This is a genomic window from Streptomyces sp. NPDC091209, from assembly GCF_044757755.1.
GTDB lineage: Bacteria > Actinomycetota > Actinomycetes > Streptomycetales > Streptomycetaceae > Streptomyces.
On the sequence record NZ_JBIVVR010000022.1, the window covers coordinates 108,443 to 122,671 of the forward strand.

At 72.0% G+C, this 14,229-nt stretch carries 12 protein-coding genes; 7 read left to right on the plus strand and 5 right to left on the minus strand.

From position 1 onward, the window contains the following. The first annotated feature begins 46 nt into the window (after positions 1–46). The 5 genes from ACIQRL_RS39325 (at position 47) to ACIQRL_RS39345 (ending at position 5,121) form a co-directional block, all read left to right on the plus strand. The gene (locus ACIQRL_RS39325; RefSeq protein ID WP_401340847.1) at positions 47–1,369 is read left to right on the plus strand and encodes an aldehyde dehydrogenase family protein; all 1,323 of its coding nucleotides are present in this window, start codon (positions 47–49) and stop codon (positions 1,367–1,369) included. Between the two features lie 352 nt (positions 1,370–1,721). After that, positions 1,722–1,976, plus strand: coding sequence for a hypothetical protein (locus tag ACIQRL_RS39330; RefSeq protein ID WP_401340849.1), 255 nt, complete (start codon positions 1,722–1,724; stop codon positions 1,974–1,976). A gap of 259 nt (positions 1,977–2,235) precedes the next feature. Further along, positions 2,236–3,141 carry a universal stress protein gene (locus tag ACIQRL_RS39335; RefSeq protein WP_401340851.1) on the plus strand — a complete coding sequence of 302 codons (906 nt, stop codon included), beginning with the start codon at positions 2,236–2,238 and terminating at the stop codon, positions 3,139–3,141. Positions 3,142–3,205: 64 nt separating this feature from the next. Beyond that, positions 3,206–4,228 (plus strand): zinc-dependent alcohol dehydrogenase, encoded by a 1,023-nt coding sequence (locus ACIQRL_RS39340; RefSeq protein WP_401340854.1) that lies wholly within the window; start codon positions 3,206–3,208, stop codon positions 4,226–4,228. 5 nt (positions 4,229–4,233) lie between these two features. Continuing rightward, positions 4,234–5,121, plus strand: coding sequence for a universal stress protein (locus tag ACIQRL_RS39345; RefSeq protein WP_401340856.1), 888 nt, complete (start codon positions 4,234–4,236; stop codon positions 5,119–5,121). A gap of 5 nt (positions 5,122–5,126) precedes the next feature. On the opposite strand, the gene ppk2 is transcribed toward ACIQRL_RS39345, so the two are convergent. Beyond that, positions 5,127–5,930, minus strand: a complete 804-nt coding sequence (gene ppk2, locus ACIQRL_RS39350) for a polyphosphate kinase 2 (protein ID WP_401340859.1) — start codon at positions 5,928–5,930, stop codon at positions 5,127–5,129. Between the two features lie 85 nt (positions 5,931–6,015). On the opposite strand from ppk2, the gene ACIQRL_RS39355 reads away from it, so the two are divergent. Then, positions 6,016–8,400, plus strand: coding sequence for a phosphoketolase (locus ACIQRL_RS39355; protein WP_401340862.1), 2,385 nt, complete (start codon positions 6,016–6,018; stop codon positions 8,398–8,400). A gap of 130 nt (positions 8,401–8,530) precedes the next feature. Next, positions 8,531–10,909, plus strand: a complete 2,379-nt coding sequence (locus tag ACIQRL_RS39360; RefSeq protein ID WP_401340864.1) for a glycoside hydrolase family 65 protein — start codon at positions 8,531–8,533, stop codon at positions 10,907–10,909. A 47-nt stretch (positions 10,910–10,956) separates the two neighbouring features. Here ACIQRL_RS39360 and ACIQRL_RS39365 read toward each other — a convergent pair whose 3' ends face one another. From ACIQRL_RS39365 to ACIQRL_RS39380, 4 genes are all read right to left on the minus strand, one after another. Then, positions 10,957–11,412 carry a universal stress protein gene (locus ACIQRL_RS39365; protein ID WP_401340865.1) on the minus strand — a complete coding sequence of 152 codons (456 nt, stop codon included), beginning with the start codon at positions 11,410–11,412 and terminating at the stop codon, positions 10,957–10,959. A 100-nt stretch (positions 11,413–11,512) separates the two neighbouring features. After that, a complete protein-coding gene (locus ACIQRL_RS39370) occupies positions 11,513–12,265 on the minus strand; it encodes a dienelactone hydrolase family protein (RefSeq protein WP_401340880.1) in 753 nt (250 codons plus the stop codon). A 271-nt stretch (positions 12,266–12,536) separates the two neighbouring features. Then, complete coding sequence (locus ACIQRL_RS39375) at positions 12,537–13,244, minus strand: response regulator (RefSeq protein WP_401340867.1); 708 nt, start codon at positions 13,242–13,244, stop codon at positions 12,537–12,539. Between the two features lie 221 nt (positions 13,245–13,465). Continuing rightward, complete coding sequence (locus tag ACIQRL_RS39380; RefSeq protein WP_401340869.1) at positions 13,466–14,128, minus strand: CBS domain-containing protein; 663 nt, start codon at positions 14,126–14,128, stop codon at positions 13,466–13,468. Positions 14,129–14,229 lie beyond the last annotated feature (101 nt).

Below are 14,229 nucleotides of genomic sequence, written 5' to 3' on the forward strand. Positions count from 1 at the left end.
GTTCGCGCGGCCGGCCTCCCGTCCGCGCCCCGACCAGCGAGGCACCGTGAACCACCCGACCCCCGAAGAGCCCGCCGACGTCGTCTCCCGGCTGCGCGCCGGCTTCCGTTCCGGCCGCACCAAACCCGTCGCCTGGCGCACCGATCAGCTGCGCCGACTGCGTGAGCTGCTCACCTCGCACGGCGAGGAACTGGCCGCCGCCCTCCACGAGGACCTCGGCAAGAGCTCCACGGAAGCCTTCCGCACCGAGATCGACTTCACGATCCGCGAGATCGACCACACCCTGGATCACCTCGACGGGTGGCTGCGCCCCGAGTCCGCGCCGGTCCCGGCGCACCTCGGCGCGGACGCCACGGCCTGGACGCAGTACGACCCGCTCGGCGTCGTGCTCGTCATCGCGCCCTGGAACTATCCGCTCCAGCTCCTGCTGACGCCGATGCTGGGCGCGCTGGCCGCCGGCAACGCGGTGGTCGCCAAGCCCAGTGAACTGGCCCCGGCCACCTCCGCCGCCGTCGCCCGGCTGATCCCGCGTTACCTGGACACCGACGCGGTCGCCGTCGTCGAGGGCGGTATCCCGGAGACGACGGCCCTGCTGGCCGAGCGGTTCGACCACATCTTCTACACCGGCAACGGCACGGTCGGACGCGTCGTGATGCGCGCGGCCGCTGAACACCTCACCCCGGTCGCCCTCGAACTCGGCGGCAAATCACCGGCGTTCGTCGACCGCGACGCCGATCCGGCCGTCGTCGCCGACCGGCTCGTCCGCGGCAAGTTCCTCAACGCCGGGCAGACCTGCGTCGCGCCCGACTACGTCCTGACCGACCCGGACACCGCCCGCGCCCTGGAGCCGAAGCTCGCCGAGGCCGTCGAGGCGCTCTTCGGCGCCGAGCCGCGGCGGTCCGCCGCGTACGGACGGATCGTCAACGAGCGGCACTTCGACCGGCTCGCCGCGCTGCTCGACTCCGGCCGCACCGTCACGGGCGGCGACAGCGACCGCGCCGCCAAGTACATCGCGCCGACCGTCCTGGCCGACGTCGACCCCGGTTCGCCCGTCATGGCGGAGGAGATCTTCGGCCCGATCCTGCCCGTCGTCACCGTCGCCGGCCTCGACGAGGCCATCGGCTTCATCAACGACCGCGACAAGCCGCTCGCCCTGTACGTCTTCACCGAGTCGGACACCACGCGGGCGCGGATCGCCGCCGAGACCTCGTCGGGCGGCCTCGGATTCGGACTGCCGCTCGCCCATCTGACCGTCTCCGACCTGCCGTTCGGCGGAGTCGGCGAGAGCGGCATGGGCAGCTACCACGGCCGCTACTCGATCGAGACGTTCAGTCACCGCAAGGCCGTGCTGGAGAAGCCGCTCGGCTGACCGGCCCGAGCCGAGACCCGGGCCGTCCACCCGACAGGCATGTGGAAAAGGGCCGTTCAGCCCTGGGTGGACGGCCCTTCGGCATCGGGCACGGCGTGGGCCGCGAGGGGAGAGTGATCCGTGCCGGGCAGCGGACCGGCATCCTCGGTACCCTCGAAGGGATCACCATCATGGCCGTGCACGCGAGGACTCCCACCGGCGCACAGGGTCCCGCCTCACGCCGTCGGCGGGGCGCGGACCGCACCGGCGCCGGGGGCCATGACCACCTCGGCGACGGCGGCTCGGCCGTACGTCCTCGCGGGGGCCGCGTCCGCCGACCGGGTCCGTCTTCCCGTGGACCTTCCTCGACAGGATGGTCGGGCTCAGCCACGCCACCTCGACCGGCAAGGGCTGGGCCGACCGGCTGTTCATGGCCGGCCCGCCCGGACTCGGGCCGCCCCTGATCGGCGGTATCGCGCTGCGAATCTCCGCGGTCGCGGGCACCGTGAAGACGGGGCTGACGCGGGTCGCCGAACGGCCGCCCGCCCGGCACCCGTCCGACGGCTCGCCGAGCTTGCCGGTCAACCCGTTCGTCGACCACCACCTCGTCACACCGCCGTCCTGGTAGTTCCCGCACCGGCCTGCGCGGGCGACGCCCTGGATGTCGGCAGGCTCCGGGCCGAGCTCCCGGTCGTCCGCACCGGCCGCCGGCCGCGCCGCTGACCGCGGACGGGAGCGGGCCCCGTCCAGGGCCCCGCCACACGGTCACGCGGCCCGCGTTGGGCCGAACGGCCCTCACCGGGGACCTGCGGCCCCTGCCCCACCCGACCGCTCGACACGACGCTGGAATCGGACCCGTTCGGGCCCCGATTCAGGAGGTGGACACCATGCCCCGCACCGTCACCGTAGGCCTCGACGGTTCTCCCGAGAGTCTCGCCGCCGCCGAATGGGCCACCCGCGAGGCGCGACTGCGCGCCCTGCCGGTCAGACTGGTCAACGTATGGGAACCGGCCCCGGAGCCCATGGCCCAGGCACCGCTGCTCGGCGCCGAGACGCACCAGCAGTGGAGCGAGAGGATCCCGCGCGAAGCGGCCGAGGGGATCCGGGCGCGCCATCCCGGCGTCGAGGTCACCACGGAGCAGCTCAACGGGCGTCCCGCCGAGGCGCTGCTGAAGGCCGCGGACGACGCCGAACTCCTGGTGCTCGGCACCCGCGGGCTCAGCGGCGTGGGCGGTTTCATGGTCGGCTCGGCCGGCCTGGCCGTCGCGGCGCACGCCGAGCGTCCCGTCGTGTTCGTACGCGCCGGTGAACAGGCCGCGGACGAGCACCTGATGGATCCGACGGGCATCCCGTCCGCGGCCGCGCCGTTCCGCCCCGTCGTGCTCGGGCTGGACACCGGCGCCCCCGACGACACGCTGATCGGCTTCGCCTTCGAGGCCGCCCTCCTGCGCGCCACGGCGCTGCGGGTCGTGCACTCCTGGAACGAGCCGCCCTACATCGCGTACGGCCTGCCCCCCGACATCAAGATGAGCGCCCGTCTCGCCGCCCAGGACGCCGCCGCCATGACGGAGGCACTGCGGCCCTGGCGCGAGAAGTTCCCGGTCGTGGAGATCATCGAGGACTCCCTGTCCGGAAAGCCGGCCAACCACCTCGTCGACGCCTCCCACGAGGCCTCGCTCGTCGTCGTGGGCCGCCGGATCCGCGGCGCCGCGCTCGGCGCCCACCTCGGGCCCGTCACGCACGCCGTGCTCCACCACGCCACCGCCCCCGTCGCCGTCGTCCCGCACCCCTGATCACCACGGTCCGCCCCTCGACCGCGTGTTCATCGGGGCTCGATCGCGCAAGGAGAGACATTCCATGAAAGCAGCAGTCGTACGAGCGTTCGGTGAGCCGCTGGTCATCGAGGAGCGCCCGGACCCCGAGCCCGGCCCCGGCCAGGTCCGCATCCGGGTGGAGGCCTCCGGGCTCTGCCACACCGACATCCACGCCGCCAACGGCGACTGGCCGGTCAAGCCGAGCCCGCCGTTCGTCCCCGGGCACGAAGGTGTCGGCCTGGTCGAGGCACTGGGCGAGGGCGTCACCCATCTGGCGGTGGGGCAGCGAGTGGCCGTGCCCTGGCTGGGCCGGGCGTGCGGACGCTGCGAGCACTGCCTCTCCGGCTGGGAGACGCTCTGCGAGCAGCAGATCAACACCGGCTACGGGTGCGACGGCGGCTACGCCGAGAAGATGCTCGCCTGGGCCGACTTCGCCCAGCCGGTGCCCGAGGGGATCTCCCCGCTCGACGCCGCCCCGCTCACCTGCGCCGGCGTGACCACGTACAAGGCACTGAAGGTCGCCGACGTGCGGCCCAGCCAGCTCGTCGCCATCTCCGGGGTGGGCGGACTCGGCCACCTCGCCCTGCAGTACGCGAAGATCGCCGGGGCGACCGTCGCGGCGATCGACGTCACCGACGAGAAGCTCGAACTCGCCGCGGAACTCGGCGCCGACATCGTCATCGACGCCCGCAAGGAGGACCCGGGCGAGGTCCTCAAGAGCCACGGCGGCGCGCACGCCGCGCTCGCGCTCGCGGTGAACGAGGACGCCTTCTCCGCGGTGTACAAGGGACTGCGGCGCGGCGGAAAGCTCGTCATGGTCGCCATGCCGGCGCACGGCACCATCCAGGTCCCGATCTTCGAGACCGTGCTGAACGGCACCTCCGTGATCGGCTCCATCGTCGGTACCCGGCAGGACCTGGCCGAGGTCTTCGACCTGCACGCCGCCGGCCGGACCAGGGTCATCCGGGAGTCCCGGCCCCTCGCCTCCGTCAACGAGTCCATCGACGACGTGCTGCACGGCCGGATCCAGGCCCGGATCGTCTTCGACTTCGGCGACGGGAGCTGACCGTCGTGGACCTGCCCCTCGTCGTGGGCGTCGACGGGTCCGAGCCCGGTATGCGCGCCGTCGACTGGGCCACCGACGAGGCCGCCCTGCGCGGTCTGCCGCTGCGCCTGGTGTACGCCTCGCTCTGGGAACGCTACGAAGGCGCCGCCCTCGCCGAAGGGCTGGGCAGGTCCTCCGAGCAGATCATGGCCGACACCGTCGTGGAGGCCGCCTCCAAGCGTGCCCACCGCCGTGACGTCGACGTGCGGATCTCCACCGAGGTGGTGCCCGACGACGCCGTCGGCACGCTGCTCAGGGAGGGACTGAACGCCACCGCGCTGGTGCTCGGGTCGCGGGGCCGCGGCGGTATCGCCGAGAGGCTCCTCGGGTCGGTGAGCCTCACGGTCGCCGCCCGCGCCCACTGCCCGGTGATCGTGCTGCGCGGCGGTCACGACAACCAGGGCGGGGCAGGCCGTCACCGGCGCGTCGTCCTCGGGGTCGGGGACCCCGCGCACGGCTCGGCCGCCGCCCGCTTCGCCTTCCGGGAGGCGGCCGAACGCGGGGTCGCGCTGGAGGCCGTACGAGCCTGGCGGTGGTCCGCGCACGAGCCGGCCGGTCACCCGCTGACGGCGGGCGAGGCCGCCCGGCTGCACGAACAGGGCGCGATGGAGGTCCTGGACAAGGCGCTGAGCGGCGCGGTGGCCGAGTACCCGGCCGTGGAGGTGTGCCGGCGCACCGTCGAGGGGACCGCCCGCACGGTGCTGCTGGACGCCTCCACCGCGGCCGACCTGCTCGTCGTAGGGGTCCGGCGGCACGACAGCCACGGGCACACCGGGATGCAGCTGGGCCGGGTCGCCCACGCGGCCCTGCACCACGCGGCCTGCCCCGTCGCCGTCGTACCCCAGCGCGTATGAGCGCCTCAGAGGCTCGCCGCGTGGTCGGGGACGTACGTCTGCAGATCGCGCGGCGGGCGGACGTAACCGGTCGACGGCGGCCGGGCGGGCAGCTCCAGCACCGGCGGCGGCACCTCGTGGTAGGGCACGGAGGACAGCAGATGGGCGATCATGTTCAGCCGGGCGCGCCGCTTGTCATCGCTCTCGACCACGAACCAGGGCGCCTCCGAGATGTCCGTGTGCACCAGCATCTCGTCCTTCGCCCGGGAGTACGCCTCCCAGCGGGTGATCGACTCCAGGTCCATGGGCGAGAGCTTCCAGCGGCGCGTCGGGTCCTTCAGCCGGCGCCGGAACCGCTTCTGCTGCTCCTCGTCGCTCACGGAGAACCAGTACTTGCGCAGCAGCACACCCTCCTCCACCAGCATCCGCTCGAAGATCGGGCACTGCCGCAGGAAGAGCTGATGCTCCTCCTTCGTGCAGAAGCCCATGACCTGCTCGACCCCGGCGCGGTTGTACCAGCTCCGGTCGAACAGCACGATCTCCCCGGCCGCCGGCAGATGCTCCACGTACCGCTGGAAGTACCACTGCGTGCGCTCGCGCTCGGTCGGCTTGGGCAGCGCCACGATCTGTGCGACACGCGGGTTCAGGTGTTCCGCCACCCGCTTGATCGTGCCGCCCTTGCCCGCGGCGTCCCGGCCCTCGAAGACCACCACCACACGGGCGCCCTCGGTCCGCACCCACTCCTGCAGCTTCACCAGCTCCGTCTGCAGACGCAGCAGCTCCCGCTCGTACGCCGCGGACGGCACCTTCGCCGGTCCCTTGTCGCTCATGCCGTCTCCTCCGCCCGATGACGCCTCCGCGAAACGCTCCGCTGACCCGCCTCGCCGACGTATTCCGATGACTTACGGAGTCACCATGCCCAAGGTCGAACACCAGGACAGCACCGTACTGACCGACGACGAACTGCGCACCCTGGACGCCCACTGGCGGGCCGCCAACTACCTTGCCGTGGGCCAGATCTATCTGCTGGCCAACCCGCTGCTCACCGAGCCCCTGACCCCCGCGCACATCAAGCCCCGGCTGCTCGGCCACTGGGGTACCTCACCCGGCCTCAACCTGGTCCACACGCATCTCAACCGCGTCATCAAGGCGCGCGGCCAGGACGCGCTGTGCGTGTGGGGCCCCGGGCACGGCGGCCCGGCCGTGCTGGCGAACTCCTGGCTGGAGGGCACGTACAGCCAGACGTATCCCTCCGTGTCCCGCGACGCGGAGGGCATGGGGAAGCTGTTCCGGCAGTTCTCCTTCCCCGGCGGGGTGCCCAGCCACGTCGCTCCGGAGACCCCCGGCTCCATCCACGAGGGCGGCGAGCTCGGCTACTCCCTCGCCCACGCCTACGGCGCCGCCTTCGACAACCCGGAGCTGCTGGTCGCCTGTGTGATCGGCGACGGCGAGGCGGAGACCGGACCGCTCGCCGCGTCCTGGCACTCCAACAAGTTCCTCGACCCGGTCCACGACGGCGCCGTCCTGCCGATCCTGCACCTCAACGGCTACAAGATCGCCAACCCGACGGTGCTCTCCCGGCTCCCGGAGCCCGAACTCGACGAACTGCTGCGCGGCTACGGCCACGACCCGATCCACGTCACCGGCGACGACCCGCTGAAGGTGCACCGCGCCATGGCCGCCGCGTTCGACGAGGCCCTGGACCGGATCGCGCTGATCCAGCGCACGGCCCGCGAGGAGGGCGTGGCCGAACGGGCCCGCTGGCCCATGATCGTGCTGCGCACCCCGAAGGGCTGGACCGGCCCCGCGGAAGTCGACGGCCTGCCCGTCGAAGGCACCTGGCGCGCCCACCAGGTGCCCCTGGCCGGAGTACGCGAAAACCCGGAACACCTGCGGCAGTTGGAGACCTGGCTGCGCTCGTACCGCCCCGAGGAACTCTTCGACGCCGAGGGACGGCCGGTGGCCGGCGTGCTCGCCTGCGTACCCGACGGATCCCGGCGCCTCGGCGCCACCCCGCACGCCAACGGCGGCCTCCTGGTCCGCGACCTGCCGCTCCCGCCCCTGGACCGCTTCGCCGTCCCCGTCGACAAGCCGGGCGCCACCGTGCACGAGCCGACCCGGGTCCTCGGCGACCTCCTGGAACACGTCATGCGGGAGACCTCCGAGCGCCGCGACTTCCGGCTGGTCGGCCCCGACGAGACCGCCTCCAACCGCCTGGACGCCGTCTTCGGCGCCAGCGGCAAGGCCTGGCAGGCGCAGACGCTGCCGGTGGACGAACACCTCGACCGGCACGGCCGCGTCATGGAGATCCTCTCCGAACACACCTGCCAGGGCTGGCTGGAGGGCTACACCCTCACCGGCCGGCACGGACTCTTCTCCTGCTACGAGGCGTTCGTGCACATCGTCGACTCCATGGTCAACCAGCACATCAAGTGGCTGCGGACCTCACGCGACCTGCCCTGGCGCGCCCCGATCGCCTCCCTCAACTACCTGCTCACCTCGCATGTATGGCGCCAGGACCACAACGGCTTCTCCCACCAGGACCCCGGCTTCGTCGACCACGTCCTCAACAAGAGCCCCGAGGTCGTGCGCGTCTACCTCCCGCCGGACGCCAACACCCTGCTGTCCGTGGCGGATCACGTCCTGCGCAGCCGCGACTACGTGAACGTCGTCGTCGCCGGCAAACAGCCCTGCTTCGACTGGCTGTCCATGGACCAGGCCCGCGCCCACTGCGCCGCCGGAGCCGGCATCTGGGACTGGGCGGGATCGGGCACCGGGGACCGTGAGCCCGACGTCGTCCTCGCCTGCGCCGGCGACGTTCCCACGCAGGAGATCCTGGCCGCCGCCGACCTGCTCCGCCGCCACCTGCCCGAGCTCGCCGTGCGGGTCGTCAACGTCGTCGACATGACCCGGCTGCTGCCGCGCGGGGAACACCCGCACGGGATGAGCGACTTCGAGTACGACGGGCTGTTCACCACCGACAAGCCGGTGATCTTCGCCTACCACGGCTACCCCTGGCTCGTCCACCGCCTCGCCTACCGTCGCACCGGCCACCAGAACCTCCACGTGCGCGGCTACAAGGAGATGGGCACCACCACGACCCCCTTCGACATGGTCGTCCGCAACGACATGGACCGCTACCGGCTGGTCATGGACGTCATCGACCGCGTCCCCGGACTCGGCGTCCGCGCCGCCGCCGTACGCCAGAAGATGACCGACGCCCGCTCCCGCCACCACGACTGGATCCGCGAGCACGGCACCGACCTCCCCGAGGTCGCGGACTGGACCTGGACCGGCTGAGCACCCCGCACCCTGAAGGAGTACCGCGTCATGACCGTACGCGCGGACGGCTGACGCGCACGGGAGCGGTCCGCCGTCCCCCGCGCGCGCTGCGCAGGACGGCGGACCGCCCGTACCGCAGGATGGAGGCATGCGCGACGGCACCTGGGAGTACGAGGGCTACGACCCGGCGCAGGAACGCCTGCGCGAGTCGTTGTGCACCCTCGGCAACGGGTACTTCGCGAGCCGTGGCGCCGCTCCCGAGTGCGCGGCGGACTCGGTCCACTACCCGGGCACGTACGCGGCGGGCTGCTACAACCGGCTCACCTCGGAGGTGGCGGGGTACCGCGTCCAGAACGAGGACGTGGTCAACCTCCCCAACTGGCTGCCGCTCCGGGTGCGGACCGGCACCGGGACCTGGCTCACCCCCGACTCCCACCGGCTGCTCGACCACCGGCTGTGCCTCGACCTGGAGGCGGGCACCCTGGAACGCACCGCGCGCTACGAGGACGAGGAGGGCCGGTGCCTCGCCGTGCGGCAGCTCCGCCTGATCCACATGGCCGATCCCCACCTCGCCCTGCTGCGCACGGAGGTGACGGCCGAGGGCTGGTCCGGCCCGGTCGAGATCGAGTCGGCGCTCGACGGGACGGTCACCAACAGCGGAGTCGAGCGCTACCGCTCCCTCGCCTCCCGCCATCTCACGGACGCCCGGACCGGCACCCGCGCACCGGACACGGTCTGGCTGCGCTGCCGTACCACCACCTCGGAGATCCGCATCGGGCTGGCGGCCCGGACCGTCACCGACGCGCCCACCCGGACCGAGGACGCGCACACCCCCGGACGCGCCGCCCAGGTGCTCCGGATCACGCTGACCGACGGCCGGACGGTGACCGTGGACAAGACGGTCGCCCTGCACACCTCCCAGGATCCGGCGATCAAGGACCCGCTGGACGCGGCCGTCGACCGGGTCGGCCGGGCCGCGGACTTCGAGACGCTGCTGGACACCCACCGCACGGCGTGGCAGCAGCTGTGGCGCACCACCCGACTCGACGTGCCGAACGGCACGGGACCGATCCTGCGCCTGCATCTGTTCCATGTGCTCCAGACGCTCTCCCCGCACACCGCGGAGCTGGACGCCGGGGTCCCGGCCCGCGGGCTGCACGGCGAGGCCTACCGGGGGCACGTCTTCTGGGACGAGCTGTTCGTGCTGCCGTATCTGAACCTCCACTTCCCCGAGGTCTCCCGCGCCCTGCTCACCTATCGCCACCGCCGTCTGGAGCGCGCCCGCAGGGCGGCCCAGGACGCCGGGCGCACCGGCGCGATGTACCCGTGGCAGAGCGGCAGCGACGGACGGGAGGAGACCCAGGAGCTGCACCTCAACCCGCGCTCCGGGCGCTGGCTGCCCGACCACTCACGGCTCCAGCACCACGTCGGATCGGCCATCGCGTACAACGTGTGGCAGTACTGCGAGGCGAGCGGAGACACGGAGTTCCTGCACACCAAGGGCATCGAGATGCTCCTGCAGATCGCCCGCTTCTGGGCCGGCTCCGCCGAGTACGACGGCACGCTCGGGCGCTACCGGATCCGCGGTGTCGTCGGACCGGACGAGTACCACGACGCCTACCCGGGCGCAGACCGGCCCGGGCTCGACGACAACGCGTACACCAATGTCACGGCCTCCTGGGTGCTCGTCCGCACGCTCGACGTGCTGAGCGAGCTGCCCGAACTCGTCCGCCGTGACCTCGTCGAGCGGACCGGCCTGGACCCCGCCGAACTCGACCTCTGGCACGACGTGTCGAGCGGCCTGCACATCCCCTTCCACGCCGGCGTCATCAGCCAGTTCGAGGGCTACGGCGACCTCGCGGAGCTCGACTGGGCGGGCTACCGCGAACGGTACGGCGACATCCGGCGGCTCGACCGGATCCTGGAGGCCGAGGGCGACAGCGTCAACCGCTACCAGGCCTCGAAACAGGCGGACGTACTGATGCTGGGCTATCTCTTCTCGCCCGCCGAACTCGGCGACCTGTTCCGCAGGCTCGGACACGAGGTGGACGACACCCTCTGGCGGCGCACCGTCGACCACTACCTGAGCCGTACGAGCCACGGATCGACGCTGAGCAGCCTGGTGCACGGCTGGGTGCTGGGCCGGGCACGGCGCGCCGAGGCCTGGACGTACATTCACGAGGCCCTGCACGGCGACATCGCCGACCTGCAGGGCGGCACCACGGGGGAGGGCATCCATCTCGGCGCCATGGCCGGCACCCTCGATCTCGTCCAGCGCGGTCTGACCGGTCTCGAGACCCGCGGCGGAGCACTGCGGTTCGACCCGGTCCCGCTGCCGGAGCTGTCCGAGTACGGCTTCGCGATCCGCTACCGGGGCCATCGGGGCGTACAACTGCGTCTGAGCGCAGGGAGGTTGAGCGTCAGCGTGCCGGCCTCGGACGAACCTCCGATCGACATCACCCTGGCGGATCGCACCGTCTCGGTGGCTCCGGGCGAGTCCTGCACGCTCACGCTGCCGGAGCGGTGAGCGTCGACTCGCGACCGGTCACCGGGTGGCGGTCGCAGCCCGCGGGGTCAGTGCGGGACCACCGTCACCGGGCACCTGGTGCGGGTCAGTACGGCCCGGAGCGTGGGCCCGAGCGCCGTGCCACCGCGCCCGAGGACCAGGAGCCCGGCCGAGTCCGAGGCGTGGACGAGAGCAGCCTGCGGACTCTGGAGCCGGACGTCCTCGTAGACGCGCACCTGCGGGTACTTCTCCCGCCACGGCCGCAGGGCGTCCGCCAGCAGCTGGACCTCCTGGTCCTCCCAGGCCCCCCGGTCCTCCTCGGGGAGCGCGAACGGCAGCGGCGGCCCGTCGGGGGCGGGCAGCTCCCAGGCGTGGACGGCGTGCAGCAGCGCGCCGCGCCGCAGCGCGGCCTCGAAGGCGAAGCCGTTGACGACATCGCACGGACGGCGGGCGTCGACGCCCAGCACCACCGCCCGGAGCCTGTCGGGCCCGGGGTCGTGACCGGCAACGATCCGCTGAGCCATGGCAGTTCACCCTTCTACGGCCGTACGGGAGGCGACGCCTTCACCGTCCACCCGAACCGGCCGCCGTGCACAGGGGCCGGACGGACCAGGAGCGGCCGGATCACGGGCTCACGGACAGGGTGCGGTCGAGGAGGGGGAGGAGACGGTCCCAGTGGCGCTGCCGTGCGGAGGCGTCGAAGGCGTCCGTGTCGGACATGGTGAAACCGTGGACGGTACCGGGGTAGATCTCGCAGGTGTAGTCGACACCCGCGGCGTCCAGGGCCTGACTGAGCTCGCTGATGGCCTCGGGCGTCATGTCGTTCTCGGCGAGGCCGAGATGGACCTCGGCGGCCAGCTCGGACACGAGGCGGTGCGGGCTGTCGGGCGCGTCGCCGACCAGGCGGCTGGGGTGGAATCCGGCGAGGGCGGCCACCTGGGCGGGGTGGGCCGCCGCGGTACGCAGCGCCACGTTGGCGCCCATGCAGTATCCGATCACGGCGACCGGTCCGGGGCTGACCTCGGGCTGGGCGGTGAGGAACCCGAGGTAGGCGTCGGCGTCGCGCAGGGCGCGTTCGGCGGTGTGGGCCTCGATCAGAGGCATCAACTGGGCGAAGACCGCGGGCCGGGCCTCGTTCCCGATGTGCTCGGGCAGGTCGATCACCGGTGCCGGGCCCTGCCGGTAGAAGAGGTTGGGTACGAGCACGTAGTACCCGTGCCCGGCCAGTTCGCGGGCCATCTCCGCGAGCGCGGGCCGCAGGCCGAAGGCGTCCATGTACAGCAGCACTCCCGGGTGCCGCCCGCCGCCCTCGGGGCAGGCGGCCAGAGCGTCGGCCAGGCCGTCCGCGGTGGGAATCTGCAGTGACGTGACAGGAATGGTGGATCTTCCCTTCTCGGGCTGATGAACCGTGCACAGCCGCTGTCCGGGGTGAGGCCGATCGGAGATCACCCCGGCGCTGACGACGGCAACCTATCGCTCCCTCACACGATGATCCAGAATCCGCCCGCGTCCCGGCCGATACGGCGCCCTCTCCGGTCCGGTTTCGGCCGGTCCCCCGCCGGAGGCAGGGTCTTGACGGTGGCCGGGGCGTGCGGGAGCCCGCGTTCGGGTTCCGGAACAGCCGAACGGCTTCGAGGAGGTCCGGGGCTCAGCGCGGGGAGCGGTGCTGGTCCCTCACGTCGGGATGTTCGAGGTGGTTGGCCAGGACCGCGGCCTGGACGCGGCGGTGGACGCCGAGCTTGGCCAGCAGGCGGGAGATGTGGTTCTTGACCGTCTTCTCGGAGAGGTAGAGCTCTTTGCCGATCTCGCGGTTGGTGAGGCCGTCCCCGATCAGCGCGAGGATGTCCCGTTCGCGTGGTGAGAGGCTGGCGAGTTCGGGGGAGAGGGCCGGTTCCTCGGCGGGGTCGGTGCGCAGTTTGCGCATCAGCCGTGCGGTCGTGGTGGGGTCCAGCATCGACTGGCCGGAGGCGACGGTGCGGACCGCGGAGATCAGGTCGGATCCCTTGATCTGTTTCAGTACGTAGCCCGCGGCTCCGGCCATGATCGCGTCGAGGAGGGCTTCCTCGTCGTCGAACGAGGTGAGCATGAGGCAGGACAGCTCGGGCATCTGGCTGCGCAGTTCGCGGCAGACGCTGATGCCGTCGCCGTCCGGCAGGCGTACGTCCAGGACGGCGACGTCGGGGCGCAGTGCCGGGCCGCGTACCAGGGCGTGTTCGACGCTGTCGGCGTCGCCGACCACCGAGATGTCGGGTTCGGCGTCCAGCAGGTCGGTGAGACCGCGGCGTACGACCTCGTGGTCGTCCAGCAGGAACACCCGGATCGGGTTCCGCTCGGAGAACGTACGCGCCTCGGCCATGACGACCCCTTGTTCAGTGATGGACCACGGACCGTGAGCCCGCTGATGCCGATCATCACTCGTCCGGGCCGGATGCACTAGGGCCGACCGGCCCCATCCGACCCTATTCCGGCACCGCGTCGATCCTTCGGGCCCTCAGCCGGCCTGGAGCGGGGTGCCGCCGTCGGGCGACGGCGGAGCAATCCCCGAAGGATCCACGTGGCGCCGCACCGGCGGCCGTCTCACCGCTCCGGGCGGTGCTCCGGGCCCGCGAGGTCGAAGCCGACATCCACCACTCCTTCGACTGCCCGCACCAGCCGGGCGGCCACCGGCACCAGCGAGGTGTCGCGGACGCGTCCGGACAGGGTGACGACACCGCCCCGAACCTCGACGCGGACCGGCGGCGGTGCCCCCTGGAAGAGGTAGGACACGATCTCCCCGCGCACCTCCTCGGCGATGTCCTCATCACTGCGCAGGAACACCTTGAGAAGGTCGCCGCGACTGACGACGCCCTCGAGGCCGCCGACCTCGTCGACGACCGGCAGCCGCTTGACCTTGGCGTGCGCCATGGTGCGGGCGGCCTGCGCGAGGGTCGCGTTCGCGCGCACGGTGACGGCCGGAGACGTCATCAGGTCCTCCGCGGTCAACCCGCCGGCCTTGGCGAGATCGCTCAGCCGCCGCAGTTGGGTGTCCCGGTCGGGGTCCCCGTCGCGGAACTCCTCCTTGGGGAGCAGATCGGCTTCGGAGACGACCCCGATCACCCGGCTCTCGCCCTCCACGACGGGCAGGGCACTGACCTGCCACTGCTCCATCAGCTGCACGATCTCCTTGAAACCGGCCCCACGGCCGATGGCTGCGACGGTGTGGGTCATCACGTCGCTCACGATGTGCGGACTGTCGTGCACGATGACTCCTAGTGAGCTGGTTGTGAGTTGGTTCGGCACCACGTGGGTTGCTTTCCGTACCACTTCACGGGTTCGCATACCTGGTGCCGATTGGCTGCGGT

Bases quoted from the DNA above. Each gene is read 5' to 3' on its own strand.
- ACIQRL_RS39330 (WP_401340849.1), top strand. From the start codon at position 1,722: ATGGTCGGGCTCAGCCACGCCACCTCGACCGGCAAGGGCTGGGCCGAC.
- ACIQRL_RS39355 (WP_401340862.1), top strand. From the start codon at position 6,016: ATGCCCAAGGTCGAACACCAGGACAGCACCGTACTGACCGACGACGAA.
- ACIQRL_RS39360 (WP_401340864.1), top strand. From the start codon at position 8,531: ATGCGCGACGGCACCTGGGAGTACGAGGGCTACGACCCGGCGCAGGAA.
- ACIQRL_RS39375 (WP_401340867.1), bottom strand. From the start codon at position 13,244: ATGGCCGAGGCGCGTACGTTCTCCGAGCGGAACCCGATCCGGGTGTTC.
- ACIQRL_RS39340 (WP_401340854.1), top strand. From the start codon at position 3,206: ATGAAAGCAGCAGTCGTACGAGCGTTCGGTGAGCCGCTGGTCATCGAG.
- ACIQRL_RS39335 (WP_401340851.1), top strand. From the start codon at position 2,236: ATGCCCCGCACCGTCACCGTAGGCCTCGACGGTTCTCCCGAGAGTCTC.
- ACIQRL_RS39365 (WP_401340865.1), bottom strand. From the start codon at position 11,412: ATGGCTCAGCGGATCGTTGCCGGTCACGACCCCGGGCCCGACAGGCTC.
- ppk2 (WP_401340859.1), bottom strand. From the start codon at position 5,930: ATGAGCGACAAGGGACCGGCGAAGGTGCCGTCCGCGGCGTACGAGCGG.